The following is a 19,909-nucleotide window of genomic DNA, read 5'->3' as shown; positions in this document are numbered from 1 at the left end:
GCGCTCGCCGCACTGCCCGCCACCCCGTTCGCCCTGCCCGCCCCGCCATGGAACCCACACGCCCGAAGCACCCGCACGTCCCCTGGAGCACCCCCATGCCGCTCAGCCGCGACCATCGCACGCGCCGCATCGCGACCTGGGTGCGCAGCGTCGTCGCCGCGCTCGCGATCGCCGCAGCGCTCCTCGGCTCCGCGGCGCTCGCGATCGCGGCGCCCGCCGCGGAGGAGACACCGGCGCCGGCGGAGACGGGTGGAGCGCTCATCTGCCTCGGCGCGATGCTGACGCTCGGCACCGCGCTCGCGAGCCGGGCCGGTCTACGCTGGAGGCATGGAGCAGCAGCGCGCGGTGGAGCCGCACGACGTCGTCGACCTCATCACCGCGAAACGGCACGGGAGGCCGCTCGCCCCTGACGAGATCGCGTGGCTCATCGACGCGTTCACGCGGGGAGTCGTCGCCCCGGAGCAGATGAGCGCGCTGCTCATGGCCATCGTGATCCGCGGCATGGATCGCGACGAGATCCGCGCGATGACGGAGGCCATGATCGCGAGCGGTGAGCGGATGGACTTCACCGAGCTCGGCCGCCCGGCGATCGACAAGCACTCGACGGGCGGCGTCGGCGACAAGATCACCCTTCCGCTGGTGCCGCTGCTGGCGTCGCTGGGCGTCGCCGTGCCGCAGCTCTCGGGGCGCGGCCTCGGGCACACGGGCGGCACGCTCGACAAGCTCGAATCGATTCCGGGGTGGCGGGCGTCGCTCACGAATGACGAGATGATCGCGATGCTCACCGACATCGGCGGGGTGATCTGCGCGGCGGGCTCGGGCCTCGCTCCGGCGGATCGCAAGATGTACGCCCTCCGCGACGTGACGGGCACGGTCGCCGCCGTGCCGCTCATCGCCTCCTCGATCATGAGCAAGAAGATCGCAGAGGGCGCGAACGGCCTGGTGCTCGACGTGAAGTTCGGCTCGGGCGCCTTCCTCCCCGAGGTGGATGACGCCCGCGAGCTCGCGACGACGATGGTGCGACTCGGGGCGGACTCGGGTCTGCGCACGGTCGCGCTGCTCACCGACATGGATGCGCCCCTGGGGCGCGCCGTCGGCAACGCGAACGAGGTGCGCGAAGCGGTGGAGGTGCTCGCCGGCGGCGGCCCGGCCGACGTCGTCGAGCTCACCCTCGCGCTGGCGCGGGAGATGCTCGCGCTGGCCGGGATGCCGCACGTCGACCCGGCTCCGGCGCTGCGCGACGGGCGAGCCATGGATGCGTGGCGGCGGCTCATCGCGGCGCAGGGCGGCGATCCGCTCGCGGCGCTCCCCGAGGCGGGGGAGCGCGAGATCGTACGAGCCGAGGCCGACGGCACGGTGCAGCGGGTCGACGCGCGATCCGTCGGCGTCGGAGCGTGGCGGCTCGGCGCGGGCCGCGCCAGGCCGGGGGATCCCGTCGATCACGCCGCGGGCGTCGAGGTGCTCGTGCGGCCGGGCGACCGGGTGCGCGCGGGCGACGCCCTCTTCGTGGCGGCCTGCGACAACGCGGGGCGCATGGCGCGGGGGCTCGAGGCGCTGCGCGGCGCCGTGGAGCTGGGAGCCGGCGCGCCCGCCGCCCGGCCGCTCGTGGCGGGCCGCATCACCGCCGACATGTGAATGCGGCGCCGCGCGCGGCGGCGGTTCGGTCAGCTGCAGTGCGGTCAGCTGCAGTGCGCTCAGCTGCAGGGCAGTCAGCTGCGCTGCGCGGCGAGATCCGCGAACGCGCGGGGGATCGCGGCGGCGACGTCGGCGGCCGCGATCGGCCGGCCCGACCCGTCGGCCTCCGCGTCTCCCGAGGCGCAGCGGGCCGCGTGGTCGTGCAGCAGCGCGGCGGTCGCGCCGAGGCGGCCCAGCAGCTCGGGCTCGTCGCGGAGCTCCGCGGCCCGCCCCGCGACGAGCGCTCCGAGCAAGCCCGCCAGCACGTCGCCCGTGCCCGCGGTCGCGAGCCACGGCGTCGCCGGGCCGACGAGCCGCGACCAGCCCGCAGCCGACGCGCACACCGTGACCGAGCCCTTCAGCAGCACCGTCGCGTCGAGCGCTTCGGCGAGCCGTGCGGCGGCGCGGGCGCGGGGGGCGGGCTCCGTTCCGTGCGCGTCCCAGTCGTCGGGGAGGTCGCCGAGCCGGGCGGATCGCCAGAGGCGCTCGAACTCGCCCGCGTGGGGGGTGAGCACCACGGGGGCGGTGCGGCCGTCTCCTGCGGCCACGAGGTCGAGCGCACCCGCATCGATCACGATCGGGGCGTCGCCCGCGAGCAGGGCGCGCAGGTCGCGCAACTCCGCCGCGGAGCGCGTCGCCGCGTCGGTGCCCGATCCGACGACCCAGGCATCGCACGGTCGCCCGGTCGACGGGCCGAGCACCGTCTCCGGCCGCACGGCGAGCACCGCGGCGGCGGGCGTCGGGAGCCCGAACGGGGGAGCGGCGTCGTCGACGGGCGGCACGTAGCGCAGCATGCCGACTCCGGTGCGCCAGGCGGCGCTCACCCCGAGCACCGCCGCGCCGGGGTAGTGCGCCGCGCCGGTGCGCACCCCGAGCACGCCCCGCCGGTACTTGTCGTCGCCCGGGCCGGGCCGTCGCAGCGTCGCCGCGGCGTCGAGCTCCGCCCAGCGCTCGGTCACGCCGATGCCGCTTCCGCCTGCAGCCCCTCCAGGTACGCCCGCACCGAGCGCTCCAGATCGCCCAGTGCGCGCTCTGCGCCGGCTCGCCGCTCCGCCGCGGCGCCCGCATCGCTGAACGTGTCGAGGTAGACCTTCAGCTTCGGCTCCGTGCCGCTCGGGCGGATCATGACGCGCGATCCGTCCGCGAGGTCGTAGCGCAGCACGTCGGCGGGCACCTCCGCGGCGCCGGGCACGAGCAGATCGCGCGCGTCGGCGACCCGGGCGCCGCCGAGCTCGCGGGGCGGATCGCGGCGCACCCGGGCCGCGAGCGCGGATGCGGCGGCCATCGACGGGAGCCGCAGCGTCACCTGACCGCTCGCGAAGTGGCCGAACCGCTCACTCGCCGCGTCCAGGCGGTCCCAGATCGTGCGCCCCTCCGCGGCGAGCTCGCGCACCATCGCGATCGCATCGGCGCTCGCCGAGATTCCGTCCTTGTCGCGCACGACCGCGGGGTGGATCAGGTAGCCGAGCGCCTCCTCGAACCCGAAGACGAGCTCGGGCACGCGCGACACCCACTTGAACCCCGACAGCGTCTCGGCGTAGTCGAGCCCGTAGGCGTCCGCGACCGCGCGCAGGGCGGGCGACGAGACGATGGTGCAGGCGAGTGCGCCGCGCACCGCGACCTCGCGCTGCCGCGCCTCCGCGACCGCCCGCTCGGCGGCGCGCCACCCGAGCAGCAGGCCCAGCTCGTTGCCGGTCAGGCGACGGTATCCGGAGGCCTCGGCCGGGTGCGGGGCCGCGAGGGCGAGGCGATCCGCATCGGGGTCGTGGGCGACGATGAGGTCGGCGCTCGCCGCGCGCGCGGTGCGGTAGGCGAGGTCGAGCGCGCCGGGCTCCTCGGGGTTCGGGAAGTCGACGGTCGGGAAGCGGCCGTCGGGCAGGAGTTGCTCGCGCACGGGCGTCACCCGCGGCAGGCCGCAGGAGAGGAAGACGCGCTGCGCGAGCTCGGCGCCCACGCCGTGCATCGCGGTGTAGACCACGCGGAGATCGGTGTCGGAGCCGAGGGCCACCCCCGGTGCGTCGGGGCGCTGGGGCAGGCCCGCGAGCACGGCGGCCGACGTCTCGGCCACGTAGGCGTCTGCGACGCCGGAACCCAGCACCGAGTACCCGTGCGCCCGCGGCAGCTCGCCCACCGGGGCGGCTGCAGCGCGCTCGATGTGGGCGGCGATCGCGGTGTCGGTGGGCGGCGCGATCTGCGATCCGGCGTCGGCGTCGCCGAGATAGACCTTGTAGCCGTTGTCTCGCGGGGGATTGTGGCTCGCCGTGATCATCACGCCGGCCGACACGTCGAGGTGGCGCACCGCGAACGCCGTGAGCGGCGTGGGGCCCGACTCGGGCAGCAGGTACGTCGAGATGCCCGCGCCGCTCATCACCTCGGCCGTGTCGCGGGCGAACACCGCGGAGCCGACCCGGCCGTCGTACCCGATCACCACGGACGGGGCGTCGGCGGCGCCCCGCCGCTTCGCCTCCTCCCACAGGTAGGCCGCGAACCCGGCGGAGGTCTGGGAGACGACGACCCGGTTCATGCGCTTCGGGCCCGCGCCGAGGCGCCCGCGGAGCCCTGCCGTGCCGAACGCCAGGCGGCCGCCGAACGCGGAGCGGAGCTCGGAGACGGCGGCCGCGTCGCCGGCGGACGCGCGCTCGATCAGCGCTCGCGCCTCGGCACGCGTGCCCGCGTCGATGTCGGCATCCGCCCACGCCGCCGCCTCGGCGAGGATCGCCTCCAGCTCCGCGCTCGTCGGCGCCTCCTCGGCCTGCGCGTGCTGCGACGCATCCGACGCCCGCGCTCTCCGCGGCGATCCCATCCCGGTCTCAGCCATCTCGGCAGCTCCCTTCCCCTGGTACAGCAGGTCTCAAGCTACCACTCCCGGGTGCGGGTCATGCTGCCGTGCGATGATGGTGCACGCGCTCGAGACCCGGGCGCTCCACGACGAGAGGACGCCCGCATGTGCTCACCGGTTCGCTGTTCCACCTGCAACAAGGCGACCTGGTCGGGGTGCGGGCTGCACATCGAGGAGGCCCTCGCCGGCTTCGCGAAGGATGAGCGCTGCACCTGCGAGCGCTAGCCGCTCACGCTGAGCACTGAGCGCTGAGCGCTCACGCCTCGAACTGCCGACGCAGCGCGGCGGCGGCTCGGTACCCGGAGGCCACCGCGCCCGAGAGCGACTGCGCCAGGCCGGTGTGCTCGCCCGCGATGGCGACGCGCCCCGCCGAGCGGTCGAACGCCGGCACGTCGGCCGGATCCCAGTCGAGGCCGGCCGCCGTGTACGACCCGCGGGTGAAGGGGTCGTCGGCCCAGGTGGTGAGCAGCACGTCGCCCTCGATCTCGAGTTCGGGGCGCATGCGCCGCAGCTCCCGCACCCAGCTCGCCGGGCCCGAGGCCACATCGAGCGCGTCGAGCGCGAACGGACCGCCCGCGAACGATGACAGGGCCTTGATGCGGTGCTCCCCGTCGACCGACAGCGATCGCCACGACCACCACGTGTGCTCGGCGTTCTGCAGCGCGATGTCGTCGTCGACGCGCGAGAACGGCACGCCGAGCTTCGCGGCGACGGCCATGAAGCGGTGGTCGAGGGCGCGCTGCTGATCGTCGGGCAGCGAAAACCCGAGCTCGAGATCGCGCAGCACCGGCAGCGGCACCGCGAGCACCGCCGCATCCGCGTCGATGCGTGCGCCGTCGGCGAGCGTCACCTGCACGCCCTCGGCGGTCTGGTCGACCCCGGTGATGGGATGCTCGAGGCGCACCCGGTCGCCCATGCGGCGCGCGATCTCGATCGACAGGCTCTGGTTGCCGCCGACGAGGCGGCCGCCGTCTTCGACGTAGCCGCTGAACGTCGACTCGTCGCGCAGCAGCACGGCCTCGGCGCTGATGAGGTTCGGGTCGGCCGCCGCCGACGTGGTCGTGCGCCGGTAGACCGGGTCGAGGCGGTAGTCGGGGCCGAGGGCCTCGGCGAAGGCGCGCTCCAGCGGCACCCGCGTCTCCCCGTCGGCGATCATGTCGCGCAGCGTGTTCGCCACCAGGGCGACCGTCGCGCCGAGCTCGGCGAACGTGATCACGCGGCCGTTCACGGTGCGGCGCCCGTAGCGCACGTTGTGCGAGAGGATCGGCACGCCCACCTCTGCGGCCAGGCGCCTGATGGCGAACTCCGTGGGGAAGATGTACTCGCCGCCGCGCTCCGTGATCTCCCCGTTGCCGAGACGCGCGGACCACGTGCGACCGCCGACGCGATCCTTCGCCTCGAGCACCGTGCACCGATGACCGGCCTTCTCGAGCTCCCATGCGGCCGTGAGGCCCGCGAGACCGGCTCCGATGACGACGACGTTCATTCCCTGTTCCTCCTCGAACCCGGCTCGCGCCTGACCCCGCTGAACGCTGCGTTCAGTGATCTGCCGCTCACTGTACAGTCGCCGCATGCGTCGCGCAACGGCGACGGCCCGCGCGCATCGGGGTGAGCGATGCGCGCGGGCCGTCGGAGGACTCGGCGGGCTGACGGGTCAGGCGTCGATGTCGACGTGCTTCGTCTCCTTCGTGAGCAGCAGCGCCACGAACGTGATGAGACCCGCGCCCGAGAGGTACAGGCCGACGAGCAGCGGGCTGCCGTCGGCGAGACCCCACAGCCAGACGGCCACGATCGGGGCGAGCGCCGCACCGAGGATCGACGACACGTTGTACGCGACCGCCGAACCGGTGTAGCGCACGTTCGTGGGGAACATCTCGGGGAGGAACGCGCCCATCGGGCCGAACGTCAGCCCCATCAGGGTGAAGCCGAGCGCGAGGAAGAACATGACCATCGGCGTGCTGCCGCCGCCGAGCAGCGGTACGAACAGCAGGCCGAACAGCACGATCGCGCCGGTCACCACGAGCAGCGTCTTGCGGCGGCCGAAGCGGTCGGCCAGCGGCCCCGAGACGAGCGTGAAGATGCCGAAGAACACGACGCCGAACACCAGCATCAGGATGAACGCGTTGTAGGTGTAGCCCGCGCCCGAAACGTCGGCGTCGGTCGGCCGCGTGCCGTACGTCAGCGTGTACGACGTCATCAGGTAGAACAGCACGTAGGTGGCGAGCATCGCGAACGTGCCGAGGATGAGGCCCTTCCAGTGGAACTTGAAGGCCTCCGCGATCGGCATGCGCTTCACGCCGCCCGACTGCTTCGCCTGCTCGAACGCGTGCGACTCGACGAGCTTGAGGCGCACCCAGAGGCCGACGATGACCATCACGGCCGAGAAGAGGAACGGGATGCGCCAGCCCCACTCGAGGAACGCCGCCGAGGGCTGCCCGGGGGTCGCCGGGTCGGCGAGCAGATGGTTGATCAGGTAGAAGAGCATGTTGGCGATGATGAAGCCGATGGGGGCGCCGAGCTGCGGGAACGTGCCGTACCAGGCGCGCTTGCCCGCCGGCGCGTTCTCGGTCGCGACGAGCGCCGCACCCGACCACTCGCCGCCGAGCGCGAAGCCCTGAGCGAGGCGCATGATGAGCAGCAGCACCGCAGCCCAGACGCCGATCTGCGAGTGCGTCGGCAGGAGCCCGATCGCGAACGTCGCGATGCCCATCGTGAGCAGCGAGGCGACGAGCGTGGTCTTCCGGCCGAGACGGTCGCCGAGGTGGCCGAAGAAGATCGCGCCGACCGGGCGGGCGAGCATCGCCGCGCCGAAGGTCGCGAACGAGGCGAGCAGCGCCGTCGTCTCGTTGTCGGACGGGAAGAAGAGGTGCGGGAAGACGAGCACCGCCGCGGTGGCGTAGACGTAGAAGTCGTAGAACTCGATGGTCGTGCCCACGAGGCTCGCGAGAATCACGCGCGAGCGCGAATTGCGGGGCTGGGTCGACGGAGGGGAGGTGGTGGCTGACACAGTGCGGCTTTCGAGAAGGAGTGCGTGTGTGCGAGCAACTCAGACCCGGATCGGGCTCAGTGCGCGACGTCGGGCGTGTCTGCTTGTGGCGGACCCCGTAATGATACGCGCGTTTCGCGCACGATTCACACCGGGTCTCCGCGCAGCGGGCTTGAGGTCGCGTGGGAGGAGCCGCGCCGCGAACGTCAGACACGAGCGGTCGGTGACGTGCAGTATCGGGGCGGATAGCGCACGCTACTGACCTTCCACGGGCGCGGCCCTTCGGCAGAGGTCACGAACGCGTATCGCCCGTTGCGCGGCGCGAAGCGAGACTGTACGGTGGGACGAAATCGACTGAACGCACTGTTCAGTATCCGCACTGGTGCGGTACAGCGGTTCGAGGAGGAACCCATGTCGGCAGATGACGCGCTCGAGCTCGGGCGACGAGTGGCGGCGCTGCGCGAGGTGCGCGGCATGAGCCTGCGCGCGCTCGCCGCAGGCGCCGGAGTCAGCTCCAGCTTCCTGAGCCAGCTCGAGAACGCCCGCACGAACGCGAGCGTCGCCTCGCTGCGCAAGATCGCCATCGCGCTCGGAGTGTCGCCGGCGCAGCTGCTCGACGACAAGCTCGCCCACACCCGCGGCGTGCTGCGCGCCGCCGACCGGCCGACGCTGCCCCTCGAAGGCGCCGACAAGTACGTGCTCTCGCTGCCGCCGCTGCGCAACCTCGAGGTCTACGCCGGCCACTTCGCGCCCGGCGGCTCGACCGGGGCCGACTTCTACACGCACGGTCAGTCGCAGGAGATGCTCGTCGTGACGGCCGGCGAGATCGTGCTCGAACTCGGCGACGACCGGTACACGCTGCGCGCCGACGACTCGATCGAGTTCCTGAGCTCGGTGCCCCACCGCGTCGTCAACGAATCGAGCGCCCCGGCGAGCGTGATCTGGATCAACAGCCCGCCCACGCCGGTGGAGGACGCGCACACGACCTGAACGACCACCGCCCCGGCGACAGGACGCGCCGGCCCACGGCCTCAGGGCCCGCCGGGCCGTGCCACCCCTGCGCCGAGGCGCGAACCGCATGCATGACCCATCAACGGAGAGGACGCATCATGAACACACGAACCGCCCGCACACTGACGTCGGGCCTGGCGCTTCTGGGAGCGGCGGCGCTGCTCGCCGGCTGCTCGGCTCCCGGGCCGGCCGCCGACATCGACCTCGGCAGCGGCCCCGCCGAGGTCGGCACCGTGAAGGAGGGCGCCCTCGACGGGATGAACCTCACCTTCGTCTCCTGGGGCGGCGTGTTCCAGGAGGGGCAGATGGAGGCCGTCGGTCGCCCGTTCGCCGAGGAGTCGGGCGCCAACGTGCTCGAGGACGGCCCCACGGAGTACGCGAAGGTGAAGGCCCAGGTCGACAACAACGCCGTCACCTGGGACGTCGTCGACACCGACATCATCTGGGCGCAGAAGCAGTGCGGCGAAGAGGGTCTGCTCATGGACATCGACACGTCGATCGTCGACACGTCGCACGTGCCCGAGGGCCTCGTCGGCGACTGCTACGTGCCCGCCATGCAGTACGGCTACGTGATCCTGTACAACGCCGACACCTACGCGACCCCGCCGACCGGCTGGAAGGACTTCTTCGACACCGAGAAGTTCCCCGGCAAGCGCGCGATCGCGGGCTTCGAAGACGTCGGCCCCGGCGTCTACGAGGGCGCCCTGCTCGCAGACGGCGTGGCCGCCGACGAGCTGTATCCCCTCGACATGGATCGCGCCTACGAGCGCATCGACACCATCCGCGACGACCTCATCTACTGGAAGACGGGCGCCGAGTCGCAGCAGATGATCGAGTCGGGCGAGGCCGACATGGCCCTCGTCTGGTCGGGCCGCGGGTACGCCGCCGTCGCCAACGGCGCCAACTACCAGCCCATCTGGAACGAGTCGCTGCAGATCGTGGAGGCGCTCGGCGTGCCGAAGGGCGCGGCGAACCCCGACGCCGCGATGGCGTTCATCAACTACTACCTGGGCAAGGAGCAGCAGGAGAAGCTCACCGAGCTCACCTCCTACTCGCCGGTGCACGACGAGGCCGCGCCCGAGCTCGACGAACTCGGCAAGGAGTTCCTGGTGACCGACCCGGCGATCGCCGACCAGATGGTCGCGACCGACGCGCAGTGGTGGGCCGAGAACTACGACTCCGAGCTCGAGCGCTGGACGGCGTGGCTGCAGGGATGAGCTGGTAACCCGTGACCACCACGAACCTCCCCGTGGTGCGCGCCGCGAACACCTCGCGGCGCGCACCCGCCCGGGCGCTGCTGCTCCTGCTCCCCGCCTACGCGCTGCTCCTCGGCGTGTTCGCGTACCCGGTGTTCGAGAGCATGTGGCGCAGCGTCAGCGAACCCGAGCTCGGCTTCGGCAACTACACCTGGGCGCTGCAGAACCCGCAGAATCTCGAGATCCTCGGCCGCACCTTCGGCAACGCGTTCCTCGCGACCGTCATCTGCCTGCTGCTCGCCTACCCGTACGCGTTCCTCATGACCGTGGTCGGGCCCCGGGCGCGCGCCGCGCTCGTGGTGATCTCGCTGATCCCGTTCTGGACCTCGCTGATGATCCGCACCTTCGCCTGGATCGTGCTGCTGCAGGATTCCGGCGTCGTGAACACGTTCTTCGAGTTCCTCGGCATCGGGCCCTTCCAGCTGCTGCGCAGCAACACGGGCGTGCTCATCGGCCTGAGCCAGGTGCTCATGCCGTTCATGGTGCTGCCGCTCTACGCCGTGATGAGCGGCATCGACGGCCGGCTCGTCACCGCGGCCCGCTCGCTCGGCGCGCGCCCGTCGGTCGCGTTCCTGCGGGTCTTCCTGCCCCTCTCGATCCCGGGCATCGCGGCGGGCTCGCTGATGGTGTTCATCCAGTCGCTCGGCTTCTACGTCACCCCGGCGCTGCTCGGGTCGCCGTCGGACAGCATGCTCGCGCAGGCGATCTACGCGCAGGTGAGCAGTCTGCTCGAATGGGGCCGCGGCGGAGCGCTCGGCGTGATCCTGCTCGTCGCGACGTTTTTGCTGCTCGCCGTCGTCGGTCTCATCGTGAGATCGGCGCGCCGCAAGGGCCTCGCCGTGGAGGTGTTCTGATGATCAAGATCCATCCCGTCACGCGTGTGGTGCTGTGGGCCTTCAGTGTGCTGGTGGCGTTCTGGCTCATCGCGCCCACCCTCGTGGTGATCCCGCTGAGCTTCACCGGCAAGGCGTCGTTCGCGTTTCCGCCCGAGACGTGGTCGCTGCAGTGGTACGAGTCGTTCTTCTCGAACCGGGCGTGGACGTCGGCGCTCACCAACTCGCTGCTCGTCGGCCTGCTCGTCGCCCTGCTCGCGACGGTGCTCGGGCTCCTCGCGGCCCTCGGGCTGCGGGCGCTCACGAGCAAGCGGATGTCGACCACGCTGCGCATCGGCCTGCTCGCCCCGATGGTGGTGCCGGGCATCGTGGTGGCGATCGGCATCTACGCGGTCTTCTTGAAGCTCGGCCTCGTCGGCACGGTGATCGGCTTCGTGCTCGCGCACACCGTGCTCGCGCTGCCGTTCACGGTGATCGCGATCACCGCGGGGTTCGCGGGCTTCGACGACCGGCTCGAGCTCGCCGCGCTCAGCCTCGGGGCGAGCCGACTGAAGACGTTCCTCACGGTGACGCTGCCGAACATCGTGCCCGGCATCGTGTCGGGGGCGCTCTTCGCGTTCGTCACCTCGTTCGACGAGGTCGTGCTCTCCCTCTTCATCAAGAGCCCCTACCTGAACACCCTCCCAGTGCTCATGTACGCGAGTGTCACTCGCGATACCGACCCGACGCTCGCCGCAGCCGCGACCGTCATTCTCGTGTTCACCACCGTGCTCGTGATCGGCGCGCTGGTGCTGACCGGAAGGAAAAACCGTGCCCGACGAGCGTAACCAGCGCGGTGCGGAGATCCTGCTCGCAGGAGTCTCGAAGCACTACCCGAAGTCCATCGCCCTCGACGACGTCTCCCTGCGCGTCGAGGCCGGCGAGTTCATGACCTTCCTCGGGCCATCGGGATCCGGGAAGACGACCACGCTCAACCTGATCGCGGGATTCACCGATCTCACCGAGGGGTACGTCGAGATCGACGGCCGGCGCATGGACGACGTGCCCGTGCACAAGCGCGGCCTCGGCATCGTGTTCCAGCACTACGCCCTGTTCCCGCACCTCTCGGTGCTCGACAACGTGCTGTTCCCACTGAAGCAGCGCAGAGTGGCGAAGGCCGATGCCGCCGTCCGCGCCCGGGCGGCCCTCGTCACCGCCGGCCTCGAGGGGTACGAGGAGCGTCACCCCAAGGAGCTGTCGGGCGGGCAGCAGCAGCGCGTGGCGCTCGCCCGCGCGCTCGTCTTCGAGCCGAAGGTGCTGCTGCTCGACGAGCCGCTGGGCGCGCTCGACAAGCAGCTGCGGGAGCGCCTGCAGCTCGAGCTGCGGCGCGTGCACCGCGAGGTGGGCCGCACCTTCGTCTTCGTCACCCACGACCAGGAGGAGGCGCTCACCCTGTCCGATCGCATCGCCGTCTTCAACGAGGGCCGCATCGAGCAGGTCGGCACGTCGGAGGACCTGTACGAGCGCCCCGCCTCCCTCTTCGTCGCCGGCTTCATCGGCGAATCCACGAAGATCACGAGCGATGACGGATCGACGATCACGGTGGTGCGCCCCGAGCACGGCGAGCTCCACGCGACGGCCGATGGCGCGGCGCCCGGCCGCCCCGCGGTGCCGGTGACCGTGCGGCAGGCGATCTACCTGGGCTCGGGATGGAAGTACGAGATCGTGCTGCCCGACGGCTCGACCGGCGTCGTGCGCGGCGACCGCGGGCTCGACTGGCTGCACGGCGAGAACGAGTCGGCCTGGCTCAGCTGGAACCCCGGCTCGGCCTCCGTCTTCCCGCTCTGACACCCGGGTCGACGCGCACCCGGCGCGGCGCGCGCCGATCCACCCCACTCCACCCGCCCGCTCTTCTCCCACGACGCCCGATGCGGCAGAAAGACCGATACTCATGATCAACGGCAACGTCTCCCACTGGTGGCAGCAGATCGGGGCACCGACCCCGCGCCCCGCGCTCCCCGGCAACCTCACCGCCGACGTGGCCATCGTCGGCGCGGGGTACACGGGCCTCTGGACCGCGTACTACCTGAAGCAGCAGCGCCCCGAACTGCGGGTCGTCGTCATCGAGCAGCGGCACGCCGGCTACGGCGCGTCGGGCCGCAACGGCGGCTGGCTGACGAACTCGGTCACGGGCGGCCGCGAGCAGTACGAGAAGACCCACGGGCGCGACGCCGTCGAGCGGTTCCAGCGCGCCATGAACGAGACGGTCGACGAGGTGATCCGCGTCGCCGAGGCCGAGGGGATCGACGCCGATATCAAGCGCGGCGGCGAGTTCGGCGTCGCGTACACGCCGGCGCAGGAGTCGCGGCTGCGAGCCTTCGCCGCGTCGGAGCAGCGGTGGAAGCACACCGACCTCGAACTCCTCGAGCAGCCCGAGGCGCAGGCCAAGATCAACGTCGCCCACACCCGGGCAGCCGTCTGGCACCCGCACGCCGCGCGCATCCAGCCGGCGAAGCTCGTCGCGGGCCTCGCCGCCGCCGCGGAGCGCCTCGGCGTCGAGATCTACGAGCGCACCCGCGTCGTCGAGATCGCCCCCCACCGCGTGCACACCACGCACGGCACCGTCTCCGCCGAGTACGTGGTGCGCGCCACCGAGGGGTTCACCGCCAACCTCAAGGGGCTGCACCGCCTCTGGCTGCCGATGAACTCCTCGCTCATCGCCACCGAGCCGCTCGGCGCCGACGTGTGGGACGAGCTGCGCTGGAACCAGGGCGAAGTGCTCGGCGACTTCGCGCACGTCTACATGTACGCGCAGCGCACCGCCGACGACCGCATCGCGATCGGCGGCCGCGGCGTCCCCTACCAGTTCGGGTCGAAAACCGACACCGACGGCCGCACGCCCGAGGTGACGGTCGAGACGCTCAGCGAGATCCTGCACCGCTTCTTCCCAGTGACCCGCAACGCCGCCATCGACCACGTGTGGTCGGGCGTGCTCGGCGTGCCGCGCGACTGGGCGGCGACCGTGGGGCTCGACCGGGCGACGGGCATCGCCTGGGGCGGCGGGTACGTCGGCACGGGCGTCACGTCGACGAACCTCGCCGGCCGCACCATCGCCGACCTCATCATCGGCAACGACACCGAGATCACCGGGCTGCCCTGGGTCAACCACCGGGTGCGCAAGTGGGAGCCGGAGCCGTTGCGCTGGCTCGCCACGAAGGGCCTGTACGCGGCGTACGGGCTCGCCGACCGCTCGGAGCTCGCGGGCCGACCGCAGACCTCGCCCATCGCGCACATCGCCGACGTCGTCACCGGACGGCACTGACCCCATCACCCTCAGAGGAGCAGCACGCATGACCACCACCACCGTCCGCACGCACGCCGCGCACGGCACCGACACCCTCGACCTCGGCGGCCACGCGCCGAAACCGACGGCGCTGACCCCGGGCCAGACCGAGGCCTCCGCCACCGTCTGGGACGACGCCCGCATCACGACCGGGCTGTGGGAGTGCACCGCGGGCGACTTCACCGCCGAGCGCCTCGGCTACACCGAGATCTGCACGATCCTCTCGGGCCGCGTGACCGTCGAGGTCGCCGGCGAGGAGCCCGAGGAGTTCGGGCCCGGCGACGTCATGGTCATGCCCTCCGGCTGGGTCGGCGTCTGGCGCGTGCACGAGCCGCTGCGCAAGCACTTCACCACCATCGCGGACTGACCGCATGACGACGAGAGCGGGTCGCCCGACGGCGATCGTGGTGGGGGCGGGCGCCTGGGGGCTCCCCGCCGCACTCGGGCTGCAGGATCGCGGGTGGAACGTCACCCTGATCGAGCGCTTCGCGCCGGGCGGCCCCGAGGCGTCGAACGGCGGCAGCACGCGGCTGTGGCGCCTGGCCGACACGCAGCCGTGGCGGGCGCGCTCGCTGCGCGGCACGCTCGACGCGATGGAGCGCCTCGGCGAGCGGCTCGGCGAGGCCGTGCACCGCCGCACCGGGCTGCTCTGGCGCGACGACGCCTCCCTGCCCGCCGTCGCCGCGTCGCTCACCGCGATCGGCGAACCCGTCGAGCGCATCGCCGCCGACCGGGTGGGGGACGCCTTCGCCGGGCTGCGCCCCGACGGCCGCGACGCGCTCTACGTCGAGCAGGCGGGCGTGGTGCACATCCACCGCCTCCTCGACCGAGCGCTCGCAGCCTTCGTCGACGCCGGGGGAGCCTACCTGCCCCAGACGCGCGTCACCGCGATCGAGCCGGGCGACGGCTCCGCGACCGTGCGGTTCGCGGACGGCGCGAGCCGCACCGCCGACCAGGTGCTCGTCGCGGCCGGGCCGGGCACGGCGGAGCTGCTGTCCGGCCTCGGCATCGCGCTGCCGCTCACCCCCTACATCGAGCAGGTCGTCTACGTGGGCGACCCAGCGGCCGCGCCCCCCGCACCCGATCTCCCCGGGCTCGTGGACTGCCCGCAGGCGGTGCCCGCCGCCGACGGCCCCGACTCCGCGGGCGTGTACGCGATGCCCAACGGAACGGCCGGGTACAAGATCGGGCTCGACCGCCCGCTGCGCGCCCTCACCGGCGGCACGCTCGGCGACGACCTCGACCGCGCCCCCGATCCCGCGCGCACCGAGACGATCCGCGCCAGGGTCGAGCGCGACCTCACCGCCATCGCACCCCGCGTGCTCGGCGCCCAGGTCTGCACCTGGACCGACTCCGGCGACGGCGACTTCATCATCGGGCGCACCCACCCCTCGGTCGTGCTCGCCTGCGGCGACTCCGGCGAGGGATTCAAGTACGCTGCGTTCATGGGGGAGTACCTCCCCGCGCTCGTGGCGGGCGACCCCTCCGACGCGGAGTTCGACCGGCACTGGGATCCGACCCGATTCGGAGCGGAGACGGCCCCGCGCCGCCACTACAGCCCAATCGGCCGGCACTGAGCCCGCCGCCCGCACCCCCGGCGGTGGGCACTGAGCCCGCCCCCCGCACGGCCCGAACCGCCCACCGATCACCACCAGAACGGAGCACCATGGAGCACACCGGAGGCGACCTCGCACTGATCGGCGCGTCGCTGCGCAGCAATACCGAGGAGGATGCCGACGCGACCGCGATCCTCATCCGCGCCGGGCGCATCGAGCTCGTCGGCACCGACGAGGAGGTGGCCGAAGCCGCCGCGCAGTTCGGCATCGACACGCGCGACGTCGGCGGGGCGACGGTGACGCCCGGCCTCTTCGACTCGCACACCCACCCGCACTGGGCGGCGTCGGTGACCGCCGGCCTCGACCTCGGCGGCCTCGAGACGATCGAGGAGCTGCGCGCCGCGCTGGCGGCGGAGCACGCGCGCCTGCCCGAGGGCGCCTGGCTGCGGGGCTGGAACCTCGAATACGAGGCCTTCGAGCACACCGGCCTGCGCGGCGACCTGATCGCCGACGCCGCCCCGGGCCGGCCCGTCGCCCTCATCTGCTACGACCTGCACACCGGGCTCGCCACCGCACCCGCGCTCGCCGCAGCCGGCATCACCGGCGCCCGCGACTTCGACGATGCGAGCGAGATCGTCGTCGACGCGGCCGGCAACCCGACCGGAGAGCTGCGCGAACCCACCGCCTACAACCTCGTGTTCGACGCCGCGCCTCGGCCCGCGCACGACGAGGAGCGCGACGCGCTGCGCGACATGTTCCGCCGCCTCGCGTCGGTCGGACTCACCGGCGGGGCGATCATGGACGGGAAGGACGCCACCGTCGAGCTGCTCGCCGAACTGGAGGAGCGGGGCGAGCTGGATCACCGCTTCACCGTGCACCACTGGCACGCCGTGGGCGACACCGACGCCGACGTGGAGCGCGTCATCGCCGCGAAGGATCGCGCCGGCCGCCTCTGGCAGACCGGCGCCATCAAACTCTTCAGCGACGGCGTCATCGACACCGGCACCGCGTGGCTGCACGAGCCCGACGCCTGCGGCGACGGGCGCGCCGCCTTCTGGCCGTCGTGGGAGCGATACGGCGAGGTGGTGCGCGCCTACCACGACGCGGGCATGCTCATCGCCACGCACGCGGTCGGCGACTACGCCGTCAGCCGGGTGCTCGACGTCTACGCGTCGCTCCCCGAGCGCGACGGCCTGCCGTTCCACTCCATCGAGCACCTCGAAGTGCTCTCCGACGCCGACGTCGAGCAGCTGCGCGGCAGCCGCACAACCGCCTCGATGCAGCCCCTGCACATGCAGTGGCGATCCTCCGACGGCAGCGATACGTGGGCGAAGCGGCTCGGCGAGGGCCGCAGCAGCACCGGCTACCGGGTGCGCGACGTGCTCGACGCCGGTGCGACGCTCGTGCTCGGATCGGACTGGCCGGTGGCGCAGTACGATCCGCGGATCGGCATGGCGTGGGCGCGCGGGCGGCACACCCCGGGCGACCCGTCAGCGAACGTGTTCGAACCGGCGCAGCGGCTCACCGCCGAGGAGGCGCTGCTCGCCTACACGCTGTGGCCCGCGCGGGCGCGCGGTCACGCCGATCGGGGCGTCATCGCGATCGGCGCGGTGGGGGATCTGACGGTGTGGGGCGCCGACCCCGTCGCGACCGACGCCGACGCGCTGCCCGCCGTGCCCATCACGCTGACCGTCGTCGACGGCCGCGTGGTGCACGAGGCGTAGGGGGCGCCACTCCCGCTTGCGAGCGGGGTCGCTTTCCGTGCGTGTTGCGCGCGCGACACGCACCAAAAGTGACCCCGCTCCGTAAGGAGGAGGGGGAGGGTTGGGGCGGGGCGGGCTCGCCGGTCAGGCGAGCGCGGCCGCGATCCTGCGTGCCTCCCGCAAACCGCTCTCGATCGCGCCGTCGACGAAGCCGCCCCACAGGTCGGCGTTGTCGGTCGTCGCGAAGTGCACCGCACCGTGCGGGCGCTGCAGATCGGCGAGGTACCGGGTGAGCTGGCCGGGCCGGTGCGTCATCCACGTGTTCTGCGACAGGGGGTCGGCCATCCAGTCGTGACCGGTGGCGGCGGTCACCTCGATGCCCGGACGGAAGGCGTCGACCGCCGCCTGCACCGCCGCGACGTCGTCGAGGTCGAGGCGCGTGTGATCGGGGCCGAACGCGACCAGCAGCGTGAACTCGCCGTCCTCGTCGACGCCGTAGTACTCGGCCTTGAGCACCGACAGCGGGTCGTGCTGACTCGCGTAGGCGAAGAACCGCCGCACATGGCCGCGCGCGCGAATCCACGCCTTCGTGCCCTGCGACGCGACCCGCTCCTCGCCGAGCCGCCGCCACGCCTCCGGCAGCGGCGGGTCGAAGGCGATCGTCGATAGGGCGTTCGCCGGGAGCGTGGAGACGACGCGGCGGGCGCGGATCCGCGACCCGTCGACCAGCTCGACCTCCGCGCCGGGCTCCGCGCCGGCGGCGACCTGCGTCACAGCCGCCACCGTCGCCCCCAGGCGCACGTCGCCCCGCACGTCGCGCGCGATCTCGGCCGTAAACGCGCTCATGCCGCCCACCACCCGGTACGTCGCCGACGCCTCGTGCATCAGCTGCCAATGGCCACCCGTCGCGGCCACCCAGCGGAGGGCGCTCGACAGGCCGACCTGATCGAGCGGGGCGTTCACGTGCCCCACCCACACCGACTCGTTCGCGGCGCGCGCCTCGGGGGCGAGCCCGAGGGCGTCGATGCGATCCTGCACCGTGAGCGCGTCGAGCTCGGCGATGCCCCCGCTCGTGGGGTCGACGCCGCGGGGGATCGCGGTGCGCACGTCATCGATGATGCCCTGCTGCCCGTCGGCGATCACCGCCATGAACTCGGCGATCGTGCCGGTTCTCGGGGTTCCGTCGGCGTCGCGCCAGTACGCCTCCTCGGCGCTCGGGCTGCGCTCGATGTCGCGGCCGTACCGGGTCATCTCGGCCCACGTGTGCGGCTGCACCCAGTGCACCCAGGTGCCGCCGAGCTCGAGGTCGTGCCCGAAGCGGCGGTCGGTCCAGGTGCGCCCGCCCACGCGATCGCGCGCCTCGAGCACGACGACGCTCAGGCCCGCCGCGCTCAACTCCCTCGCGGCGATCAGCCCCGCGAACCCCGCTCCGATGACGACGACGTCGACCGACTCCATGCGCTCCTCCTCGAGTGCTCGTTGCCCCGATCCTATCGGCGCGCATCGGGGGCGCTGCGCGCGCCCCGCCCACCGCTCCGCCGCTGCTGCCGCTCCGCCGCCGCTGCGCCGCCGTCCCCCCCCCTTTGTGCGAGCGGGGTCACTTTCGGAGAGTGTCGCGGGGCTGCACCGCTTCGACACCCTCCGAAAGTGACCCCGCTGCAGAGTGGCGGGGCGGCGGAGCGGCAGCGGCGGTGCGGCGGCGCAGCGGCAGCGGCGGCGGGGCGGCAGCGGCGGAGCGGTGCGGCGGCGGGGCGGCAGCGGCGGAGCGGCGGGGCGGGCGCCGGTCAGAGCTGGGCGACCACGCGGGAGAGGAGATCGGCGAGGCGCGGCTCGGCGGCCCTGCCCTCGGCGAGCACCTCGGCGTGGCTCAGCGGATCCCCCATGCCGGCGGCCGGGTTCGTGATCAGCGAGAGCCCGAGCACCTCCATGCCCGCCTCGCGGGCGGCGATCGCTTCGAGCGCCGTCGACATGCCGACGATCTGCCCGCCGATCGTGCGCAGGTAGTGGATCTCCGCGGGGGTCTCGTAGTGCGGGCCCGGCAGCTGCACGTACACGCCCTGCTGCAGACTCGGCTCCACCGAGCGCGCGACGTCGCGCAGGCGCGACGCGTACAGGTCGGTGAGGTCGACGAAGTTGGCGCCCTCGATGGGGGAGACGGCGGTGAGGTTCAGGTGGTCGCTGATGAGCACCGGCTCGCCGGCCCGGAACGCCGGATCGACCCCGCCCGCGCCGTTCGTGAGGATCATGATCTCAGCGCCCGCGGCGGCGGCGGTGCGCACTCCGTGCACCACGGCTCGCACGCCCCGACCCTCGTAGTAGTGGGTGCGCGCCCCGATGATGAGGGCGTGCTTGCCGTTCGCGAGCCGGATCGAGCGCAGCGTGCCCGAATGGCCGGGCACCCCGGAGGCGTGGAAGCCGGGCACCTCGTCTGCGGAGACGACCGCGACGGTCTCGCCGAGCACGTCGGCCGCCTTGCCCCATCCGCTCCCGAGGGTCAGCGCGATGTCGTGACGCTCGACCCCGGTGAGCCGGGCGATCGCGGAGGCGGCGTCGGCGGCGAGGGCGCCGGGTGAGGTCGGCGCGCCCGGTGCGGCGGAGTCGGATGCGTGGGCGGCGGGTGCGGCGTCGGATGCGCGGGCGTCGGGTGCGGCGGAACTCATGCGCACCAGCTTAGAGCGCCGGGTCGCCGGCGCGCCGCCCAGCGCGAGCACGAGGGTTCGCGCCGAGAC

17 protein-coding genes are annotated in these 19,909 nt (G+C 72.8%); 11 read left to right on the top strand and 6 right to left on the bottom strand.

The window, feature by feature from the left end:
- Nucleotides 1-95: 95 nt before the first annotated feature.
- The gene (locus BLT44_RS15505; RefSeq protein WP_010156022.1) at nt 96-410 is read left to right on the top strand and encodes a hypothetical protein; all 315 of its coding nucleotides are present in this window, start codon (nt 96-98) and stop codon (nt 408-410) included.
- Nucleotides 328-1,635 (top strand): thymidine phosphorylase, encoded by a 1,308-nt coding sequence (locus tag BLT44_RS01095; protein ID WP_074689833.1) that lies wholly within the window; start codon nt 328-330, stop codon nt 1,633-1,635. Before BLT44_RS15505 ends, BLT44_RS01095 begins: the two co-directional genes overlap by 83 nt.
- A 74-nt stretch (nt 1,636-1,709) precedes the next feature.
- Here BLT44_RS01095 and BLT44_RS01090 read toward each other — a convergent pair whose 3' ends face one another.
- From BLT44_RS01090 to BLT44_RS01075, 4 genes are all read right to left on the bottom strand, one after another.
- Nucleotides 1,710-2,633 carry an ADP-dependent NAD(P)H-hydrate dehydratase gene (locus tag BLT44_RS01090; protein ID WP_083351957.1) on the bottom strand — a complete coding sequence of 308 codons (924 nt, stop codon included), beginning with the start codon at nt 2,631-2,633 and terminating at the stop codon, nt 1,710-1,712.
- A complete protein-coding gene (locus BLT44_RS01085) occupies nt 2,630-4,492 on the bottom strand; it encodes a phospho-sugar mutase (protein ID WP_244887458.1) in 1,863 nt (620 codons plus the stop codon). The genes BLT44_RS01090 and BLT44_RS01085 overlap by 4 nt, the downstream gene beginning before the upstream one ends.
- A 277-nt stretch (nt 4,493-4,769) precedes the next feature.
- Nucleotides 4,770-5,999, bottom strand: coding sequence for a flavin monoamine oxidase family protein (locus BLT44_RS01080; protein ID WP_010156025.1), 1,230 nt, complete (start codon nt 5,997-5,999; stop codon nt 4,770-4,772).
- Nucleotides 6,000-6,167: 168 nt separating this feature from the next.
- Nucleotides 6,168-7,520, bottom strand: coding sequence for an MFS transporter (locus BLT44_RS01075; protein ID WP_029608185.1), 1,353 nt, complete (start codon nt 7,518-7,520; stop codon nt 6,168-6,170).
- Between the two features lie 390 nt (nt 7,521-7,910).
- On the opposite strand from BLT44_RS01075, the gene BLT44_RS01070 reads away from it, so the two are divergent.
- The 9 genes from BLT44_RS01070 to BLT44_RS01030 all read left to right on the top strand — a co-directional run bounded on the left by BLT44_RS01070 (nt 7,911) and on the right by BLT44_RS01030 (nt 17,201).
- Complete coding sequence (locus BLT44_RS01070; RefSeq protein WP_010156027.1) at nt 7,911-8,489, top strand: helix-turn-helix domain-containing protein; 579 nt, start codon at nt 7,911-7,913, stop codon at nt 8,487-8,489.
- 119 nt (nt 8,490-8,608) lie between these two features.
- Nucleotides 8,609-9,727 carry an ABC transporter substrate-binding protein gene (locus BLT44_RS01065; RefSeq protein WP_010156028.1) on the top strand — a complete coding sequence of 373 codons (1,119 nt, stop codon included), beginning with the start codon at nt 8,609-8,611 and terminating at the stop codon, nt 9,725-9,727.
- Nucleotides 9,728-9,738: 11 nt separating this feature from the next.
- The gene (locus BLT44_RS01060) at nt 9,739-10,620 is read left to right on the top strand and encodes an ABC transporter permease (protein ID WP_010156029.1); all 882 of its coding nucleotides are present in this window, start codon (nt 9,739-9,741) and stop codon (nt 10,618-10,620) included.
- Nucleotides 10,620-11,426: an ABC transporter permease gene (locus tag BLT44_RS01055; protein WP_010156030.1), complete on the top strand. Its 807-nt coding sequence runs from the start codon at nt 10,620-10,622 to the stop codon at nt 11,424-11,426. The genes BLT44_RS01060 and BLT44_RS01055 overlap by 1 nt, the downstream gene beginning before the upstream one ends.
- Nucleotides 11,410-12,426: an ABC transporter ATP-binding protein gene (locus BLT44_RS01050; RefSeq protein ID WP_010156031.1), complete on the top strand. Its 1,017-nt coding sequence runs from the start codon at nt 11,410-11,412 to the stop codon at nt 12,424-12,426. Before BLT44_RS01055 ends, BLT44_RS01050 begins: the two co-directional genes overlap by 17 nt.
- 103 nt (nt 12,427-12,529) lie before the next feature.
- Nucleotides 12,530-13,900, top strand: coding sequence for an NAD(P)/FAD-dependent oxidoreductase (locus tag BLT44_RS01045; RefSeq protein WP_010156032.1), 1,371 nt, complete (start codon nt 12,530-12,532; stop codon nt 13,898-13,900).
- 28 nt (nt 13,901-13,928) lie between these two features.
- Nucleotides 13,929-14,288: a cupin domain-containing protein gene (locus BLT44_RS01040; protein ID WP_010156033.1), complete on the top strand. Its 360-nt coding sequence runs from the start codon at nt 13,929-13,931 to the stop codon at nt 14,286-14,288.
- A 4-nt stretch (nt 14,289-14,292) separates the two neighbouring features.
- On the top strand, nt 14,293-15,498 hold the full coding sequence (locus tag BLT44_RS01035) for an NAD(P)/FAD-dependent oxidoreductase (protein ID WP_074689829.1): 1,206 nt from the start codon (nt 14,293-14,295) through the stop codon (nt 15,496-15,498).
- A gap of 89 nt (nt 15,499-15,587) precedes the next feature.
- Nucleotides 15,588-17,201, top strand: coding sequence for an amidohydrolase (locus tag BLT44_RS01030; protein WP_010156036.1), 1,614 nt, complete (start codon nt 15,588-15,590; stop codon nt 17,199-17,201).
- A gap of 123 nt (nt 17,202-17,324) precedes the next feature.
- Here the strand turns inward: BLT44_RS01030 and BLT44_RS01025 are convergent, their stop codons facing one another.
- Nucleotides 17,325-18,638 carry a flavin monoamine oxidase family protein gene (locus BLT44_RS01025; protein WP_010156037.1) on the bottom strand — a complete coding sequence of 438 codons (1,314 nt, stop codon included), beginning with the start codon at nt 18,636-18,638 and terminating at the stop codon, nt 17,325-17,327.
- 326 nt (nt 18,639-18,964) lie between these two features.
- Nucleotides 18,965-19,840 (bottom strand): purine-nucleoside phosphorylase, encoded by an 876-nt coding sequence (locus BLT44_RS01020; protein WP_074690273.1) that lies wholly within the window; start codon nt 19,838-19,840, stop codon nt 18,965-18,967.
- Nucleotides 19,841-19,909: the final 69 nt, after the last annotated feature.

It is taken from the genome of Leucobacter chromiiresistens (assembly GCF_900102345.1).
Lineage (GTDB): Bacteria > Actinomycetota > Actinomycetes > Actinomycetales > Microbacteriaceae > Leucobacter > Leucobacter chromiiresistens.
This window is presented reverse-complemented; position numbering and strand designations above follow the sequence as displayed.